The sequence below is a fragment of the Lysinibacillus sp. NPDC056220 genome, from assembly GCF_049315265.1.
GTDB lineage: Bacteria > Bacillota > Bacilli > Bacillales_A > Planococcaceae > Lysinibacillus > Lysinibacillus pinottii.
In genome coordinates this window covers 146,501-163,782 of the sequence record NZ_JBMOXD010000006.1, presented here as the reverse complement: position 1 = coordinate 163,782, position 17,282 = coordinate 146,501, and the positions used below count along the sequence as shown (strand labels likewise).

General features: G+C 37.6%; 13 protein-coding genes. 3 read left to right on the top strand and 10 right to left on the bottom strand.

What is annotated here, in order from left to right:
• Window positions 1-44 precede the first annotated feature (44 nt).
• A complete protein-coding gene (locus ACOZBY_RS17950) occupies window positions 45-938 on the bottom strand; it encodes a DMT family transporter (RefSeq protein ID WP_012292630.1) in 894 nt (297 codons plus the stop codon).
• A 186-nt stretch (window positions 939-1,124) separates the two neighbouring features.
• On the opposite strand from ACOZBY_RS17950, the gene ACOZBY_RS17945 reads away from it, so the two are divergent.
• A complete protein-coding gene (locus ACOZBY_RS17945; RefSeq protein WP_012292629.1) occupies window positions 1,125-3,149 on the top strand; it encodes an EAL domain-containing protein in 2,025 nt (674 codons plus the stop codon).
• Window positions 3,150-3,202: 53 nt separating this feature from the next.
• On the opposite strand, the gene ACOZBY_RS17940 is transcribed toward ACOZBY_RS17945, so the two are convergent.
• Together ACOZBY_RS17940 and ACOZBY_RS17935 are read right to left on the bottom strand one after the other, a co-directional pair.
• On the bottom strand, window positions 3,203-3,679 hold the full coding sequence (locus tag ACOZBY_RS17940; RefSeq protein ID WP_036160690.1) for a threonine/serine exporter family protein: 477 nt from the start codon (window positions 3,677-3,679) through the stop codon (window positions 3,203-3,205).
• 12 nt (window positions 3,680-3,691) lie between these two features.
• Window positions 3,692-4,444, bottom strand: coding sequence for a threonine/serine exporter family protein (locus tag ACOZBY_RS17935; protein ID WP_422762593.1), 753 nt, complete (start codon window positions 4,442-4,444; stop codon window positions 3,692-3,694).
• A 326-nt stretch (window positions 4,445-4,770) separates the two neighbouring features.
• On the opposite strand from ACOZBY_RS17935, the gene ACOZBY_RS17930 reads away from it, so the two are divergent.
• The gene (locus ACOZBY_RS17930) at window positions 4,771-6,177 is read left to right on the top strand and encodes a polysaccharide deacetylase family protein (protein WP_422762592.1); all 1,407 of its coding nucleotides are present in this window, start codon (window positions 4,771-4,773) and stop codon (window positions 6,175-6,177) included.
• Between the two features lie 63 nt (window positions 6,178-6,240).
• On the opposite strand, the gene ACOZBY_RS17925 is transcribed toward ACOZBY_RS17930, so the two are convergent.
• The 4 genes from ACOZBY_RS17925 to ACOZBY_RS17910 all read right to left on the bottom strand — a co-directional run bounded on the left by ACOZBY_RS17925 (window position 6,241) and on the right by ACOZBY_RS17910 (window position 12,348).
• Window positions 6,241-8,331 carry a beta-propeller domain-containing protein gene (locus ACOZBY_RS17925; RefSeq protein WP_422762591.1) on the bottom strand — a complete coding sequence of 697 codons (2,091 nt, stop codon included), beginning with the start codon at window positions 8,329-8,331 and terminating at the stop codon, window positions 6,241-6,243.
• Window positions 8,332-8,467: 136 nt separating this feature from the next.
• Window positions 8,468-9,661: an acyl-CoA dehydrogenase family protein gene (locus tag ACOZBY_RS17920; RefSeq protein WP_036166707.1), complete on the bottom strand. Its 1,194-nt coding sequence runs from the start codon at window positions 9,659-9,661 to the stop codon at window positions 8,468-8,470.
• A gap of 9 nt (window positions 9,662-9,670) precedes the next feature.
• On the bottom strand, window positions 9,671-10,843 hold the full coding sequence (locus ACOZBY_RS17915; RefSeq protein WP_012292623.1) for a saccharopine dehydrogenase family protein: 1,173 nt from the start codon (window positions 10,841-10,843) through the stop codon (window positions 9,671-9,673).
• A 26-nt stretch (window positions 10,844-10,869) separates the two neighbouring features.
• Complete coding sequence (locus tag ACOZBY_RS17910) at window positions 10,870-12,348, bottom strand: aldehyde dehydrogenase family protein (RefSeq protein WP_031418381.1); 1,479 nt, start codon at window positions 12,346-12,348, stop codon at window positions 10,870-10,872.
• A gap of 402 nt (window positions 12,349-12,750) precedes the next feature.
• Here ACOZBY_RS17910 and ACOZBY_RS17905 point away from each other — a divergent pair, with 402 nt between their 5' ends.
• Complete coding sequence (locus tag ACOZBY_RS17905) at window positions 12,751-13,551, top strand: TIGR00266 family protein (RefSeq protein WP_012292620.1); 801 nt, start codon at window positions 12,751-12,753, stop codon at window positions 13,549-13,551.
• A 38-nt stretch (window positions 13,552-13,589) separates the two neighbouring features.
• On the opposite strand, the gene ACOZBY_RS17900 is transcribed toward ACOZBY_RS17905, so the two are convergent.
• The 3 genes from ACOZBY_RS17900 to ACOZBY_RS17890 form a co-directional block, all read right to left on the bottom strand.
• The gene (locus ACOZBY_RS17900) at window positions 13,590-14,552 is read right to left on the bottom strand and encodes a 2-hydroxyacid dehydrogenase (RefSeq protein ID WP_012292619.1); all 963 of its coding nucleotides are present in this window, start codon (window positions 14,550-14,552) and stop codon (window positions 13,590-13,592) included.
• 223 nt (window positions 14,553-14,775) lie between these two features.
• Window positions 14,776-16,068 carry a globin-coupled sensor protein gene (locus ACOZBY_RS17895; RefSeq protein ID WP_031418378.1) on the bottom strand — a complete coding sequence of 431 codons (1,293 nt, stop codon included), beginning with the start codon at window positions 16,066-16,068 and terminating at the stop codon, window positions 14,776-14,778.
• Between the two features lie 291 nt (window positions 16,069-16,359).
• Window positions 16,360-17,193 (bottom strand): undecaprenyl-diphosphate phosphatase, encoded by an 834-nt coding sequence (locus tag ACOZBY_RS17890; RefSeq protein WP_012292617.1) that lies wholly within the window; start codon window positions 17,191-17,193, stop codon window positions 16,360-16,362.
• Between the last annotated feature and the right edge of the window lie 89 nt (window positions 17,194-17,282).

The following is a 17,282-nucleotide window of genomic DNA, read 5'->3' as shown; positions in this document are numbered from 1 at the left end:
ATAAAATTTCATAGCTAGTTAAAAATTCCTACACAATAGTATATTTATGCTTTCTCACCTGCGATTGAAAGCCATGTTACACATACAAGCATAACGAATACCCCTATTAATTGCCAAAATCCTAGAGAAGTACCGAAGACAATAACTGATATAATCATAGCCGTCAATGGTTCAATGCTAGAGAGGATACTCGTTTCCACAGCTGTTATATATTTCATACTACTTAAAAACAATATGAAAGCGACTGTTCCAAAAAATATTAAAGCAAACATCAACAGAAGCGTCTTAAAATTAGTAAAAACGGTCCATTGGTCGGACAGCCATACTCGGCTCACAATGCCTAATGTAAGACCACCTATTAGCATCCCCCAACCAACAACTAACAGGACATTCCACTCTCTCATTAAACGTGCAGGATATAATGTGTAAAAGGCAAAGGTTAAGCCTACTGCTACACCCCATAGCAATGCTTTTGGACTAATAAGCAAACTATTAAATGAAGCGTTCGTTAGTAGTAGAAATAACCCCATAAGGGTACCAATAATTCCTATTACTTGATATTTTGGTGGCCATTTCTTTAAACTAAGAGAGACATATGCCACAACAAATATTGGCGCTAGAAACTGTAGCAAGGTCGCTAGCACAGCATTACTTTCATGAATTGCTGCTACAAATGCAAATTGAACACCTAGCATACCTACAATACCAAAAACAATGAGCTGTCTACCCCATAGTTTGTGCTGCCAAATACCAAAAATGTTTTTTCCAGTTAACAATAAATATGTAAGTAGTATCATACCTGCAACCGATAAACGGATTGTTAACATAAAGGAAACTGTCAATGATGTATGGTTTAGTAACCACTCCATCAAGGGGCCAGTCGCACCCCATAACATAGCACCTGAGACGATAAATAGTATTCCTTTTAAACGTTGCATACAAATCCTGCTTCCTATATACGTACTAAAAAATGTTATTTTTCTTCAAATCTTTTCTTGAATATCACTAGAAAAGTCCTAATTCTTTTCATTATCAAATATTTACAAATATATTCATAATGACTAATTCCATATAATTATCTATAATATTAGTATATATTGATTACCCAAGGAGATCGAAAACTCATGAGTCATATGCATAAATCATTTACGATTGATGAACATTATTTAAATTCACTTCCTTTTCCTGCAATAATTCTAAATCAAGATGGACAAGCCACTATCTGGGGAAAGAGCGCTGAACATCTGATTGGTTTATCAACTAACGATATTACAGGAAATACTACTCCATCTATACACGAAAATCTACTACGTCAGCTTCCAGTAGAAACTTTTCAAGCTATCCTACAAAACGAGGACAGCACGTTTATAGAGAAAATTCAAATTCACACCGCTTCAAAAACAGAAATGTCGACAGCACTACTTGCTAAACCTTATACAGAACAAGGAGAACGTTTGATTCTCATGGTTTTTATGCCGCCAGAATTAATGACTAATGCTGTCTCTCATTGCAGTACATTTGTAGACCTTAAACAAGGATTGGATGCTACATTTATGACTGTAACACTCGATCATGATGGTTTTATCTTAGAATGTAATAATGAGTTTCTAAAAACAAGTCAATGGACACCCAAGCGTGTTATCGGCAAAACTTTTTGGCAGCTGTTCCCAGATAATGATACTAGTGAAAAAGTGACAAATACTATCTGGCGTAATTTAAACAATGGTCACACATGGCAAGGTGAAGTTGAAAAAATCACAAAAGCGGGGCAATCCTATTGGGTATTACTAACGGCTATCCCAACTTTTAATCTAGAAACAGGTGAACAGCAATTTTTCTTAATTGAAAAGGATATTACTAAATCAAAAACTATCCAACACCAGCTTGAGAAAATAGCTTATATCGATACAGAAACTGGGCTCATGAATGCCCACCGACTTGAAAAGGTCATTAGCAATATGATTGAGGATGACAGACACTTTTCATTTGTCTATTTAAGTATTGATAAATTTTATACTTTAAAAGAACTGCACGACCAACAAATCGATCAAAGCTTAATTATTGAATTTACAAATCGTATAAAGATGTATTTCCAGGATAGCACGATGGCTCGTATCAATGAAAATGATTTTGTGGTTATCACTCCTTTAAGTGAATGGTTTATTCAAGGCTTTTTATCATACTTACAACAGCACCCTATTTATAGTGGTAATATCGCAGTACCCATCTCTATTAGTGGTGGTATCACAAGATATCCAGAGGATCAAACAACATTTTCGCAGCTTATGAAAGCGTCTATTGCTACTATTTCTACTGTGCGTGAAGCTGGTGGAGATAAAATTGTGTCACTATCAACAGCGACACATAAAGCTTTAAATCGTAAAGCATTAATTGAAAAACGATTATTACAAGCACTCGATCAAAAAAATCTAAAGGTTCTTTACCAGCCACAAATCGATGTTTATTCTGGGAAAATTACAGCTGTTGAGGCACTTGTACGTTGGGAAGATGAAGTGATTGGTGTGGTTTCACCAGATGAATTAATTCCTATCGCAGAAGAGACAGGACTAATTAATAATATCGGTTCCTTTATGCTAGAGAGAGCTTGTGAGCAGGCGTTAATTTGGAAAAAAGCTGGCCATGAATTAAAAGTATCCATCAACTCTTCTGTACGTGAGTTCCGTGATAAAAATATGGCTAAGTCCATTCTTGAAATGATAGCTAAAACAGGATGTCCAGCCAACCTTCTGCAAATTGAAATCACTGAAAAATTTGCTTTAGAGGCAGAAGCTGCAACATCTATTGCTCAGCAAATGCGCAAACTAGAAAACGAAGGCATTTCTTTCATTTTAGATGATTTCGGTACGGGCTATGGATCATTTAGGTATATGCAAATTTTACCAATAGATACAGTGAAAATCGATCAAACATTTACGAATTCTCTGCTAAAATCCGAAAAGAGCCAAAAGCTTATGAACGGTATGGTACAGCTTGGTAAATCTATGGAACTTAAAGTTGTAGCTGAAGGTGTAGAAACAGCTGAACAGGCTGATTTATTAATTACTTATGGTTGTGATGCTATTCAAGGCTACTATATTAGTAAGCCTGTAACACCGGATGAAATCGAAGCATTGCTTATAAAAAAATGATATTATAAAAAGGAGGTTGCGTATCATAGCATATACGCAGCCTCCTATTATTTTTACCTTTTATAGACCTTTTGGAATTTCACTTTACTTGAACGGACCGAACGGAAAATGAGTTGAATAATTACTTCTGCAAAGACCAGCCCAATCACAATAGCCCCTGTTATTAAAAATGCCTTTAAACCATACTGTAAGCCTTGTAAATAATCATCCTCTACAACATTTCTCATGGCATTATAAGCCATGCCTCCTGGCACTAACGGAATAATTCCACCAACAATAAAAATAATCATCGGTATTTTAAAGCGCCGCGCATATAGATGAGCCACGATGGCAATGACGAATGAACCAAAGAAAGAGGCTTTAACAACATCCATTCCTTGCTCCGTTAAAATATAATAAATAATCCAGCCAATTACCCCAACGAGACCGCAATGAAGTAGCGTCTTCCTAGGTACATTAAAAATGATGGCAATTCCAGCCGTAGCAAAAAAACTAACAACTAATTGTATGATAATGTCCATTATGTGCATGCTAGTGGCCTCCTAAAATCCTAGGGTGACGGCAATAGCTGCCCCTATGGCAAAGGCAGTTAAAAAGGCTTCTGCTCCTTTTGCCATCCCTGACATAAAATGACCTGCCATTAAATCACGAACTGCATTCGTAATCAAAATTCCTGGTACGAGGGGCATAACAGAACTAATTATAATTTTATCTAGCTCGGTCCCGTAACCATACTTTACCGCAAAGAAGGCAACAAAGCCGAGAACGAGTGATGCTGTAAATTCAGAGAAAAATTTAACTTTAGTTAAATGATTCATTATTACAAGCACTAGGAAGCCTAACCCTCCTGCTACAAAAGCGATAGGAAAATCGGACCACCCTCCCTTAAACATAATAAGGAAACAACCACTTGCAAAAGCGGCGGCAATAACTTGTAAATAGGTTGGTAAAAAATAATTTGTTTTTTGTATCGACTTTAGCTCGTCATAAGCTTCTTCTAATGTTATCATGTGAGATGTGAGTCTCCGAGATACTGAATTTACCAAGGCTATTTTTTGTAAATCTGTAACCCTACTGGAAATTGATGAAATTCTCGTTGGCTGTGTCTTGCCTAACGAAAAAATGATTCCAGTCGGTGTGGCATAACATTGAGCATTTGGCATATTTTGAGAATGTGCCATCCTCAGCATCGTATCCTCCACACGGTATGTTTCTGCACCACTTTCAATCATAATACGCCCTGCAAGCAACAAACAGTCAATCGTAAGTTCATTATCCGCTTCTTGTAAGACCATTACAGCTATCTGCCTCCTTCAAAAGGTTCCTTGCCAATAGTATCGAACTGCCATTAAAAACACAACTGAAAATTTCAGCAAAAAATTTGGCTTTTTTTAAAATTTAATTTTACATATTGATCTTCGGTTGTTCTATTTTGGTAATGGTTCTATATCCACTAATACAGTAGTATAACCACGTTCATCATACTACTTCAAGAAGGAAAAATGGCTAGCGTTAATTTCTATAAATTCACAATAAAAGTTTATAGATTTGTATAACTTTTTTCATGATTGGCACGTCTGATTGTATAGAAAATAAAAATGAGGGGAGCGTATCCAACACCATGCAGGAACGCAGAAAAAAACGCGGCCCAATAATAGATTTTTTATTACTTGGCCTCATTGTAGCTTTAACAACTATTATACTTGTTATTATCCTATCAAAGGATGAATTTAAGTTTCAAAAAATTAGTGCTTCAAAAGAAAGCAACACAGAATTGGTTAATAGTAATATATCAACGGAAAGTTCTGCGTTTCCAGGGATACGAATTGTAACAGACGTTTCTAATGATAAACGTACACCTTTTGCCATTCATTACCCACAAACAGATAACGAAGTTTTTAATGATGCCGTATTACAATACATAACGGATTCAAAAGAAAACTATCTAGCCTCTATGAAAAAAGATAAAGAAGTTATGGGTGAATTAAATATTAGTCTTGAAACATTTCCATATCGAGAGCATTACTATTCATTTGTGCTAACAAAAATGCTTTACGTAGGTGGAGCTAACCATGAGGTCACAACGAAAACATTCTTCATTAATAATGAAACTGGCGAGCAAATTACTATTCAAACATTATTACAAAATGACGAGAATAATTTATCTACGTTAGCCGCAAGTGTGCGAAAAGATTTACAGAAGAACCTTCAAATAAAGGATGAGCTTTTAAAAGATGAACTATTAAAAGCAACTGAGCCAAAATGGTCTAATTTCACTCGCTTTGCAATTGCAGACGATGCGTTACAATTCTATTTCGATGAATACGAGATTGCTAGCGGATCGGCAGGTGCCCCAATAGTGAAACTACCCCTCTCGCTCATTAACCCATTGTTAGCCTCTGAGTTTCAAATTGCTATGGAAAATGTAAAACCAACTAATCCACCACCGACTGGTGATCCAAATAAAAAAAGAATTGCGCTGACTTTTGATGATGGTCCACACCCAAAGGTGACGGAGCAAATATTAAACATTCTCGATAAATATCACGCAAAAGCAACCTTCTTTATGCTTGGTAGTCGTGTACAATATTATCCTGATATTGCAAGAGATGTACTTGCACGTGGCCATGAAATAGGAAATCATTCATGGAACCACCCAGTACTAACGAAGCTTACGCAAGAACAAGTGATGAAAGAATATAATACGACTACCGCTGAAATAGAGAAGGCCATTAATCACGGTGCCACGGTTTTCAGACCGCCGTATGGAGCGACTAATGACACAATTGACGCTGAGATTCCTGTTCCCGTCGTGCTTTGGACAATTGATACATTAGACTGGAAGCATCGTAATGCACAACAATTATTGCCAAATGTAAAAAATAATTTACACAACAATGCAATAGTACTAATGCATGATATCCATCAATCTACTGCAGATGGGCTTGATGCTGTCCTTGCCTATTTACAAGGTCAAGGCTATGAATTTGTAACGGTTTCTGAGATTTTGCCCTATCGTCAAAAGTAAAAAACTATATGCATTTTAAAGAAAGTCCAATGAATTCAAGTTGAATTCATTGGACTTTTTCTGTTATTTAAGGATTAATGTATCCAGAGGTTTAAAGTCTTTTAACTGATAGCTTTTCACTTCATTGCGCGCTACTGTATAAAGAGCGTCCTCTATATAAACAACTCTTTGTACAACCTGCTCCCAATTTTCATATGGCTCACCGTTTGTAGCACTCATAATATTTCCTTTTAGAACAATTCCTTTATTTGCTGTAATTTCATAAATTTGAGCACCCTGACCCTTATAAAGAATATTATCCCCTTTACCCACTTCGTATTGGACAACTGGGAAGCCAAAGTAGTTGTATTCCTTATTTCGGAATAGCGCTTTTGGATTATATTGAACTTCAGAATAGGAACCCTTTCCGCCAATTTTCACGGTAGATTGTTCTTTCGGGTTTTTGAAGTCTGATACGTCAAACAATGACATTTTCATATTAGTTGTCACCGTAAAATTACGCTTCGTAAACGAATCATAGCGTTGCTCTGTATCATAGCCAATACCAATTAAATGTGTGTCATCTAATGGATGCAAGTAATTACTAAAGCCTGGAATCTTTAACTCTCCAAGGATTGCTGGTTTTTTCGGATTTGCTACATCAATGACAAACAATGGATCGACTTCCTTAAATGTCACCACATATGCCTTATTACCCATAAATCGAGCAGAATAAATTTTCTCCCCAGGTGCCATATCTTTCACTGTACCTAGTGTTTTTAACTGTTCATCCAAAATAAAGAGGTGGTTATAGGAGGTGCTTTTCTCATCCCATATATTTCCTTCTGTCGTAAAGATTCGTAAATTGCCCTTATACTCATCCATTGAATATTGATTTAATACAGTCCCCTTTACTTCAGTACTACCAGTGAAATTCAATGTTGTTCCATCTACATTCCATTTAAAAATTTGCGTGTCAGCTGCTCTTGGCATCCATATCATATCCATCGCGCGTTTTTCTAATGGAATAGCGTTATTCCCGTCATAAATGGGCGTCGTTAAATATAGCGCATTCTCTGACATATAAAGTCCACTACTGCCGCCCAAGTATCCTTTTGTATTAGCCGTTGTTGTAGCACCATTTTTTAAATCAACAGCTGTTATTAAACTATAGGTACCATCCATTGTATTAGGCAAAATTGATATTTTTTCTAAAGGTAAGCTTTTGAACACTTCTCCCGTCAAACTATCATATGTTTTTGGTTTTAGATCTACTTTTTGCTCTTGTTGTAATACCCAATAGTTTGGATACATATTACCAATTAAATAGAGTGTGTCCTTGGTAATGCGGATATCCCGTAAATATCCTTCTTGCCCCACATCGCGTATATGTCTTGGGTTGTTTGGATTGGAAATATCATAAAATGAAGCTGTGACCATTCCTGTGCCTGCTTTTTCAATATATTGGTCCCCTATAGCTATTAATAAATTATCATATAGCGCAAGCTTTGAAATATATTGCGACTCCTTCAGCTTAATATTTGCAGCCTGTTTCAAATGCTGGGGGTCTTTAGCGTTAACAACTGTAATGCTTTGGTCTTTTGCAGTAAAAATAAAGCCATCTTTTACAACAACAATATCGCCCTCTTCTACACCTTCCACTTGATTATTAGTAGTAGACTCGTTACTGGTTGTTGCTTTGTCTTCGCTTTTAGCACTTGACATCTCCTCTTCTGCAATTCCACCTCTTGGGGCCTTTAGCAAGTTATTGAAATATTGTTCTAATTCTTTTTCTGATTGAACGGCAGTTAACGTCTCAATAATTGTAAATGGAATAACTTGTGCAGTTACATTCAGTCCTCCCTGTGCAAAGGCTTCTTTTTTTACATGTAATTGATAACTGCCTGGTACAAGTCCCTTTACAACTAATGTTTTTTGATCCTCTAACAATGCAATCGTTGCAGGGACTTTTTTCCCTTTTTCTGTCGTTACATACACATTGTCAGTAAGTTTATTCTTCTTTAAGCTTACAGAAAATGATGCTTGCCAACTTTGGGTAGCCATCCCCACACTAGCAGCCTTAGCAGTTACCTCTGTATTTACTGCCCATGTGAAAATACCAGGCACAATCGCTATAACAGCTATCAAAATGAATGCCAGCCATTTATTTTTCATTATTTTACCTCTCCTTCATATACTTGTTTATCCATTAGACTAGGAAAAAGACGGAAAGTTACATTGTTCTGAAATTTTTTTAAAGATGGATTACACCCTACACTAAAAAAACGAAAGGGAATAATTTCCCCCTCGTTTATTCTTCAAACGGCCATTTTGGTAGCATTTTGGCTAATTGCTTATCTTGGCGTCTGCCTAATACATAATCTGCTTGCATAATGGTATGAATTTCTCGCGTACCTTCATAAATAACAGGTGCTTTCGAATTCCGCAAATAGCGCGCAACTGGATATTCATCTGAATAGCCATATGCACCATGAATTTGTACCGCATCATCAGCAGCCTTATTGGCAAAATCACACGCCTGCCATTTCGCTAAGGATGTTTCTCTAGTATTACGAACACCTTTATTCTTCAATTCACCCACACGATAGACCAATAAACGGCTCATCTGGTAACCGGCATCCATATTAGCTAGCATTTGTCCAACAAGCTGATGCTCTCCTATAGGCTTACCGAAGGTCTCTCGTTCATGACAATATTTAACACTTGCCTCTAAACACGCTTGGATTAAGCCTACAGCTCCTGCAGCTACGGTGAAACGTCCATTGTCTAGGGCAGACATGGCTATTTTAAAGCCTTCTCCCTCTTCACCGAGTCGATTTTCTGCTGGTACACGTAAATCTTCAAAGAAAAGCTCACCTGTATTGCCAGCACGAATCCCATACTTCCCTTTAATGGCCTTTGATGTAAAGCCTGCCATTGAACGTTCTACAATGAATGCGCTAATACCATGATGTTTCTTCGACTTATCTGTATAAGCAAAAACGATAAAGTGATCCGCTATATCACATAAAGAAATCCATGTTTTTTGTCCATTAATGACATAATGGTCCCCATCACGGACAGCTGTAGTCGACATAGCTGCTACATCAGATCCAGCACCCGGTTCAGTAAGACCAAATGCACCGATTCTTACTCCTTTTGCCTGTGGAACAAGATAGCGCTGCTTTTGGTCTTCAGTACCCCATTGCATTAATGTCATGCTATTTAGGCCAATGTGAACGGATACCGCCGTTCGGAATGCTGTATCTCCCCGCTCCAGCTCCTCGCACACAATAGCAAGGGAGTTATAATCCATTCCACTTCCGCCATACTGCTCTGGCACACAAACCCCCATTAGCCCAAGCTCCGCAAGCCTCGACCAAATTTTAGCATCAAAGCCACCTTCGGCATCCCACTTTGCTATATAGGGTATAATTTCTTCATCAACAAACTGCCTTACCGTTTTTCGTAGCATTTCATGCTCAGTGGACATGTCAAAATTCATGTTCAGCACCTACCATTTCACAATCATAGCAGACTTATGAGACGTCTCTTTTATTACTACACCACGTTTGGCCATTTCTTCAATATACGTATCACCAGGCACTACAGATTCAGGTGGGAATACACCGTGCTCTTTAATAACACCCGCACCTATCATCTGAGCTACAACCGAAATAGTATTAGCTGTAGCACGAGCCATCGCTGTTTCATTGATGGTCATATCCTTACGTACAACCATTTCATATTCATATGTCACTTGCTGTTGCGCTTTTTCACCTGCCACAATGACACGTAATAGAACCGCATCTGGTTTGGTTCCCAGCTCCAGTTTCTTTTTAAGAGCCTCACGCACTACAGAACGAACAGGCACCTCTTGGTTATCAACCTCTACCTTATTCGCTGAATCAAGGAAGCCTAAATCTGCTAATAGCTTAAACTTCTCAGCATGCCCCTTATAACGAATTGTTTTATACTCCAATGTGCGGACATTTGGGAATGTTTTATATAATGTGGAGATGCCTCCAGATGTATAAAATGCCTCAAGCACACCAAAATCATCAAAATAAATAGGTTCAACACCTGAAAGGGAAGGGACTTCTTGTAATTTGCCCTTTTGAATCGTTTTTGAAGGCTCAGTATAATGATCAAAAACACCATCTAAAGAAAATACACGTGTATAATAGAGCGGAGGCTTTGGTTCAGTTGGAATGCCCCCCACAAATAGTTTAATAGACTCAACATCATCTAATTTAGAGGCACCATAGCCTGCTAGAATATTGATCATACCTGGAGCAACACCTAAGTCAGGGATAATTGTGACCCCTTTTGCTTTTGCTTGCTCATGAAGATCTAATATATTTTCGGTAACACCACCTATATGGCCACCTAAATCTACAGAGTGTACACCCGCTTCAATGGCTGCTCTTGCAACACGCTCATTGAAGGAATAAAATAATGCATTAATCACAACATCACCTTTAGAGATGACCTTCATTAACGAATCATCTTGCTCTGCATGAAGCTCTACAACTTCGACTCTATCAGTATTTAAAGTATCCACAAAATCCTGTGCCACTTTTACATCGATATCACCTAAAAATACATGTTCGACTTTATCATTCTTTATTAAATCACGAGCTACCTCTTTACCCATTAAACCTGCACCTAATACAACAACTTTCATCAAGAACATCCCCTTTCGTTGATCTGTTACTCTGTATCGATTTGTGCTCTTTGTAATTTACCGCTGTAGTCTACGTAAATGCTCTTCCACTCCGTATATACATCTAAGGCCGCAACACCTGAATCTCGGTGTCCATTTCCAGTCCCCTTTGTACCGCCAAATGGTAAATGGATTTCAGCACCTGTCGTGCCTGCATTTATATAGACAATACCCGTGTCTAAATCACGCTGTGCGCGGAAAATAGTATTAACATTTTGTGAGAAAATTGAGCTTGATAAGCCAAATTTCACGCCATTATTTACCTCAATTGCTTCCTCTAAGCTTGCTACCTCAATTAGAGAAACGACAGGACCAAAAATCTCTTCTTGAGCAATAATCATGTCAGGCTTTACGTTCGTAAACAGTGTAGGCTCGTAATAAAACCCATTGTCATATGGTGGCTCATTTAAAATTCTGCCTCCAGCTAGTAACGTGGCACCTTCCTGCTTGCCTATTTGTACATAGTGATTAATCTTTTCCAATGCTGCTTTATTAATCACCGGCCCAATTTTAACTCCCTCGTCTAGCCCATCCCCAATTGTGAGCTTTTGCATTTCATCTAAGAGACGCTTTTCTAACTGCTCTTTTACATCTTTATGCACAATCACCCGACTACATGCTGTACATCTTTGTCCAGCAGTACCAAAGGCACTCCAGAGTATGCCCTCTGTAGCCAGTTGAAGATCTGCGTCATCCATAACAATGACAGCATTTTTTCCACCCATCTCTAAAGAAATCTTTTTCAAATGCTTACCGCCAAGCTCCGCTACTTTACTACCTGTTGTCGTTGACCCAGTAAAGGAAATGACCTTAACGTCAGGGTGTTCAATAAGTGCAGTCCCTACTGTCGGCCCTGTACCAAAAACAATATTTGCTACACCATCAGGTAAACCTACTTCTTCAAAAATTTTACCCATTTCATAAGCCATCATAGGCGTCTCATTTGATGGTTTCCAAATAAATGTATTTCCAGCCACAATAGCAGGGAATGATTTCCATGTCGCGATTGCAACAGGGAAGTTCCATGGTGTGATAAGCGCTACAACCCCAATTGGCGCCCTTACACTCATCGCAAATTTATTAGTCAGTTCAGAAGGTGTCGTTTCACCAAACAACCTACGACCTTCACCTGCCATATAGTAGGCCATGTCAATTCCTTCTTGCACTTCTCCTCTTGCTTCTTCAATTACCTTCCCCATCTCTTTTGTTAAAACGGTCGCCAAATATTCCTTTTTTTCTTTCATTTTTTGACCGATGGCATATAAAAATTCTGCACGTTTTGGCGCAGGCACAAGTGCCCAGCTCTTTTGTGCTTGCTTTGCAGCTACTACAGCCTCATCTACCTCATTAGAAGTAGATAGTGGTATGGTAGCAAGTTGCTCACCATTTGCAGGGTTCGTCACTGCTATACTTTGTAAATGTGAATGTGTGCTCCATTTACCACCAATATAGTTTTTAATCTCCACTACATACACCCCCTGAAATACTCTATGATGCCTCGGCTATTGTAACCAGTTGCATTCCTCAGGTACAGAATCTATGAATATTAGTAGAATAAAATACTTCAATATTCCGAATTTTCAAGATGTGATATACCCTGTCATACTATGATTATCAGCGACAACTGCCAGAGGCTTTATTTTCACTTAACTGCCTTCCCCTCTAATAAAAAGAGGATACGGTTAAAGCTAAGTATATTCATAACACCCTTAGTTAAATGAAAATAAATAATACACATTCTAGTTTCTTATATTCGACATTTTCTATTTAATTCCCTTTTTTTCTAAATTATTTAATTTTTCATTGAAACCAAAGTGTTTTATAATCGTATAGAATATCATTAAATTTACTTTTGGAGGAATCCCTTTATGAATAATCATGAAATTGACTACAAGTTATTTGGTGACGACATGCAATATGTGCAAGTTGAGCTTGATCCACAAGAAACAGTTGTGGCGGAAGCAGGCGCTTTAATGATGATGGATGATTCCATTCATATGGAAACTATTTTTGGCGATGGTTCAAAAGGCGGCTCACAAAGTGGTCTTATGGGGAAATTATTAGGGGCTGGTAAACGTTTAGTAACAGGAGAAAGCTTATTCATGACGACATTCACAAATGTTGGCTCAGGTAAGAAGCATGTTTATTTCGCTTCCCCGTACCCAGGTAAGATTATTCCTATGGATTTAAGTCAATTAAACGGGAAAATTATTTGTCAAAAAGATGCTTTCTTAGCAGCAGCTAAAGGTGTTTCTGTGGGCGTAGAATTCCAGAAAAAAATCGGTGTAGGCTTCTTCGGTGGAGAAGGTTTCATAATGCAAAAACTTGAAGGCGATGGTATGGCTTTTGTACATGCAGGAGGAGCCATTCATGAAAAAACATTGCAACCTGGGGAAGTTTTACGTGTAGATACAGGATGTTTAGTTGCAATGACTTCAAATGTAGATTATGATATTGAACTTGTAGGCGGCGTAAAAACGGCACTATTTGGTGGTGAAGGAATTTTCTTCGCTACATTACGTGGGCCAGGAACTGTCTGGGTACAATCATTACCATTCAGCCGTTTAGCAAGTCGCGTCTTTGCAGCGGCACCCATTTCACAAGGCGGTGGTGGCCAGTCAAAAGGTGAAGGCGGTATTGGTGGTTTATTCGATTTATTCAATAGATAAAAAGAAGGAGCATATCTATCAGTGATATGCTCCATTTTTTAATCAATTCGATTTGAAATAGCCTTGCCCTGTCCATAAGCAGCTAATGCTTTGACATTTAACATGAGCATAGCAGTCCTTGTTTCCAAGGACGCACTTCCGATATGTGGAAGTGCCACAACATTTGGGAGCGTTAATAAAGGATGATCCATAGCAACCGGCTCTTGTTCAAAGACATCTAGCCCTGCTGCCCATAACTTGCCACTTTTCAAGACATCGTATAGAGCCGCCTCATCAATAATTCCACCCCGTGAAGCATTTATTAAGACAGCATCCTCTTTCATTAAAGCTAATTCTTTTGCTCCAATGAGACCCTCTGTATCACTATTATAGGGTGTCATAATTACAACAAAATCAGATTGTTTTAAGAGGTCTTCCAATGATACATACCGAAAGCCGTACATTTCTTCCGCCTCATGTCGACGTCTTCGATTATTATATAAAATTTTCATATCAAAACCTTTTGCTCGTCTAGCAACAGCCTGACCAATTCGACCCATCCCAATTATTCCAACTGTCGCTCCTGATACATCTTTACCAACGAGTTGCATCGGGTACCAACTTTTCCATTTTCCCTCGCGTAAATATCTTTCACTTTCTGGAATTCTACGAGCAGTTGCAAGCAGTAAGCCAAATACTAAATCTGCCGTTGTATTCGTTAAGACACCAGGCGTATTTGTCGCCATAATACCTCTTTGTCGTAAAGCCTTCACATTAATATTGTTAAAACCAACTGCTAAATTTGTTACTAGCTTTAGGTTTGGTGCATGTGAAAGTAACTCCTCATCCACTTGATCTGCAATTGTTACCCACAGTACTTCACAATCTGCGACAGAAGCAAGTAGTTTATCACGCGGGATGACAATCTCCTCCTCTTCCCACTGAGAAACTTCATAAAACTCTTTTAATGGCTCAACAATATGTGTAGGAAACTTACGTGTAATAAATAATTTCTTTTTCATGTTCCAAACACCTCACTACTCATTTCCCTAATTCGCATATAGCGTAACACTTATGGGAAGCATTTTCTAGAGGTTTCTAGTTTGCAGCCTTCCATTAGAATCGATAAATTTCCTTTTCATCAACCTGAAGACTTTATTTATCCGTGAAATCGATTATTTTATCCACTTTGAATGCATAAAGAAACTATGCATAACCTGTATGCATAGCTTAGCTACATCTCATTTAAAATTCTCTGATGGTCGTATTCAAACGATTGGCAACTCTCTCTAATTCCTCAGAGGATGAACCAATTGTCTCTATAATATTTGCTAAATCTGATATTTGCTTTCCTACGTTTTGGAAATTGGTTATGGAATCTTCCACGGAGGTTGATATTGCGTCGAATGCTTTTAGGGACTCGGCATTCCGTTCAATACTATTATTCACGAGCTCCTGTATGTCCTGTATAGCTTGAACTACCTGTGCTGTAATTCCATTAGACATCTGAATTAATTCAGCAATTTGCTCAACTGAACTTTTCGTTTGATCCGCAAGCTTACGTACTTCATTGGCAACAACGGCAAAACCATTGCCATGCTCTCCAGCACGTGCCGCTTCAATTGCCGAGTTTAATGCCAATAAGTTTGTTTGACCAGATATACTTTTAACCATTTCAACTACTGCATTAATCTTTGAAGAAGATTCGTCTAGCTGTTCAACCATACTTGCCATTTCATACGTCTTATGATGAATTTTCCCTGTTTGTTCATTGATTGAAACAATCTTTGCATAGCCTTCACTTGAAACCTTTTGCATCGATTCTGCCTCATGAATGCTATCTTTCAATGAATCGTTCACCTTTTGGGCACTATTAACGAGCTCTGTTACTGTATCAGATGTATTTTGTGATTGAACCTCTAAGTGAGTAGAGATTCCCCCTATTACATCCTTTACATGTTCGCGAACATTATTGCGTTGTTCCTCAATCAATGTATTTGCATAGTTATCGTATTCCTCTAAAACAATTTGCTGTTCAAAATTACATATTTTACTGATTGCATCACATAGTTTTTCTTCCTCACCTTTAGATAAGTGAAGTTCAAAAATGATCTTACGTAGAGATTTTTCTAGAATTTGAAAGGCTGCTAAATACCACTTCGGATATAAGTTGATCTTCACATGCATTTTTGCCACACGTCTACGTTTTTCAAGGAAGGCTTCATCGATTCTCCCCTCAAACATTTCAATAATATGATGGCGTAATGTTTGACGTAGACGTTCACTGGAGCTATGACTTTGAATGACTTCACGTAATGCTGGCACACTTTCAATAGCATGATAAAATGCTGCTACAACTTCCACAACGTTTCTTTCAACATATGGCTTCAAACTATTAATTAATTGAAGATCATATACACTTAATTCCACAAGATTCAATTGCAATAAACGATCAGCATCTTTAATAAAAATACCTATATTAGCTTCATTACTTATTTCAATTGTATTTTTCTTAGATCTACTTACAATTTGAAACATTTTCTCCACCTCATATTATAATCATATACCGAACTAAGTCTATTATCCTATATGCTATTAAAAAATAACAAATCGATAGATAGTTTATGTATCAATTATAATCTCAAAACTACTAAATGAACAATATACAGGTAAATGTTGTCTGTATTTATTAAATTCAATACTCAATTTACATCAAAAAAGATACTTTTTACCCACTTTCATTCACTTTAAGTGAAAGATGGATTGAAAAACCAATAAAATTAAGGCAAAAAAGCCACTGCTTCTTGTGAAAGAAGAGTGACTTTTTGTTTACATAAAAATAATTACGCAAAGAACTGCCGCTAAAACTAAACGATATATTGCGAAAGGCATTAATTTCACTTTTGAAATAAGCGCTAAGAAAAACTTGATTGATAATAACGCAAAGATAAATGAACTAATAAAACCGACAGCATAGAATCCAAAATAATCCATCGATAATGTATCCCAGTTTTTCAAAACAGATACTAAACTAGCTCCCGCCATGATAGGTACCGCCATAATGAATGTAAAATCGGCTGCAACACGGTGACTCATACCGAATAATACGCCACCAGAAATGGTCGCACCTGAACGAGAAAATCCTGGCCACAAAGATAGACATTGAACTAGCCCAACTTTAAAGGCTAAACCATATGAAATCTTATCTAAAGAATCTACTTTTGGTTTTCTTGGTGCCAATTTATCCGCTGCAATCATCAGAATTGCCCCTGCTACTAGTGCATAAACAACGTGCTCTACTTTAAAAAGATGATCGTCAATAAAATCCTTAAAGGCAAACCCTAAAACAACTGCTGGTAGCATACCGACAATAACATGCAATAGGTTAAAACGTCTATTTATGGACTGAGACTGACCATCAATTTTGTATAATCCAACTAAGCTTAACATACGCTTCCACATCACCACGATAACAGCTAGAATGGAGCCTAATTGTACGACAATTTTAAATGTGTTGGCAGGATATTTCCCTAAAAACTCCTCTGTTTTTAACCACATATCGTCAACAATAATCATATGGCCAGTTGAGGATACCGGGGCAAACTCCGTCATACCTTCAACAAAGCCTAAAATCAACGCTTTTAATAACTCTATAATTTCCACCTTGTCACCTTACCTTTATTAATCAAATACTCACTTATTATAAATTACTCTATTTTCATATACTACTGCTATTTCACCTATAAGTCATC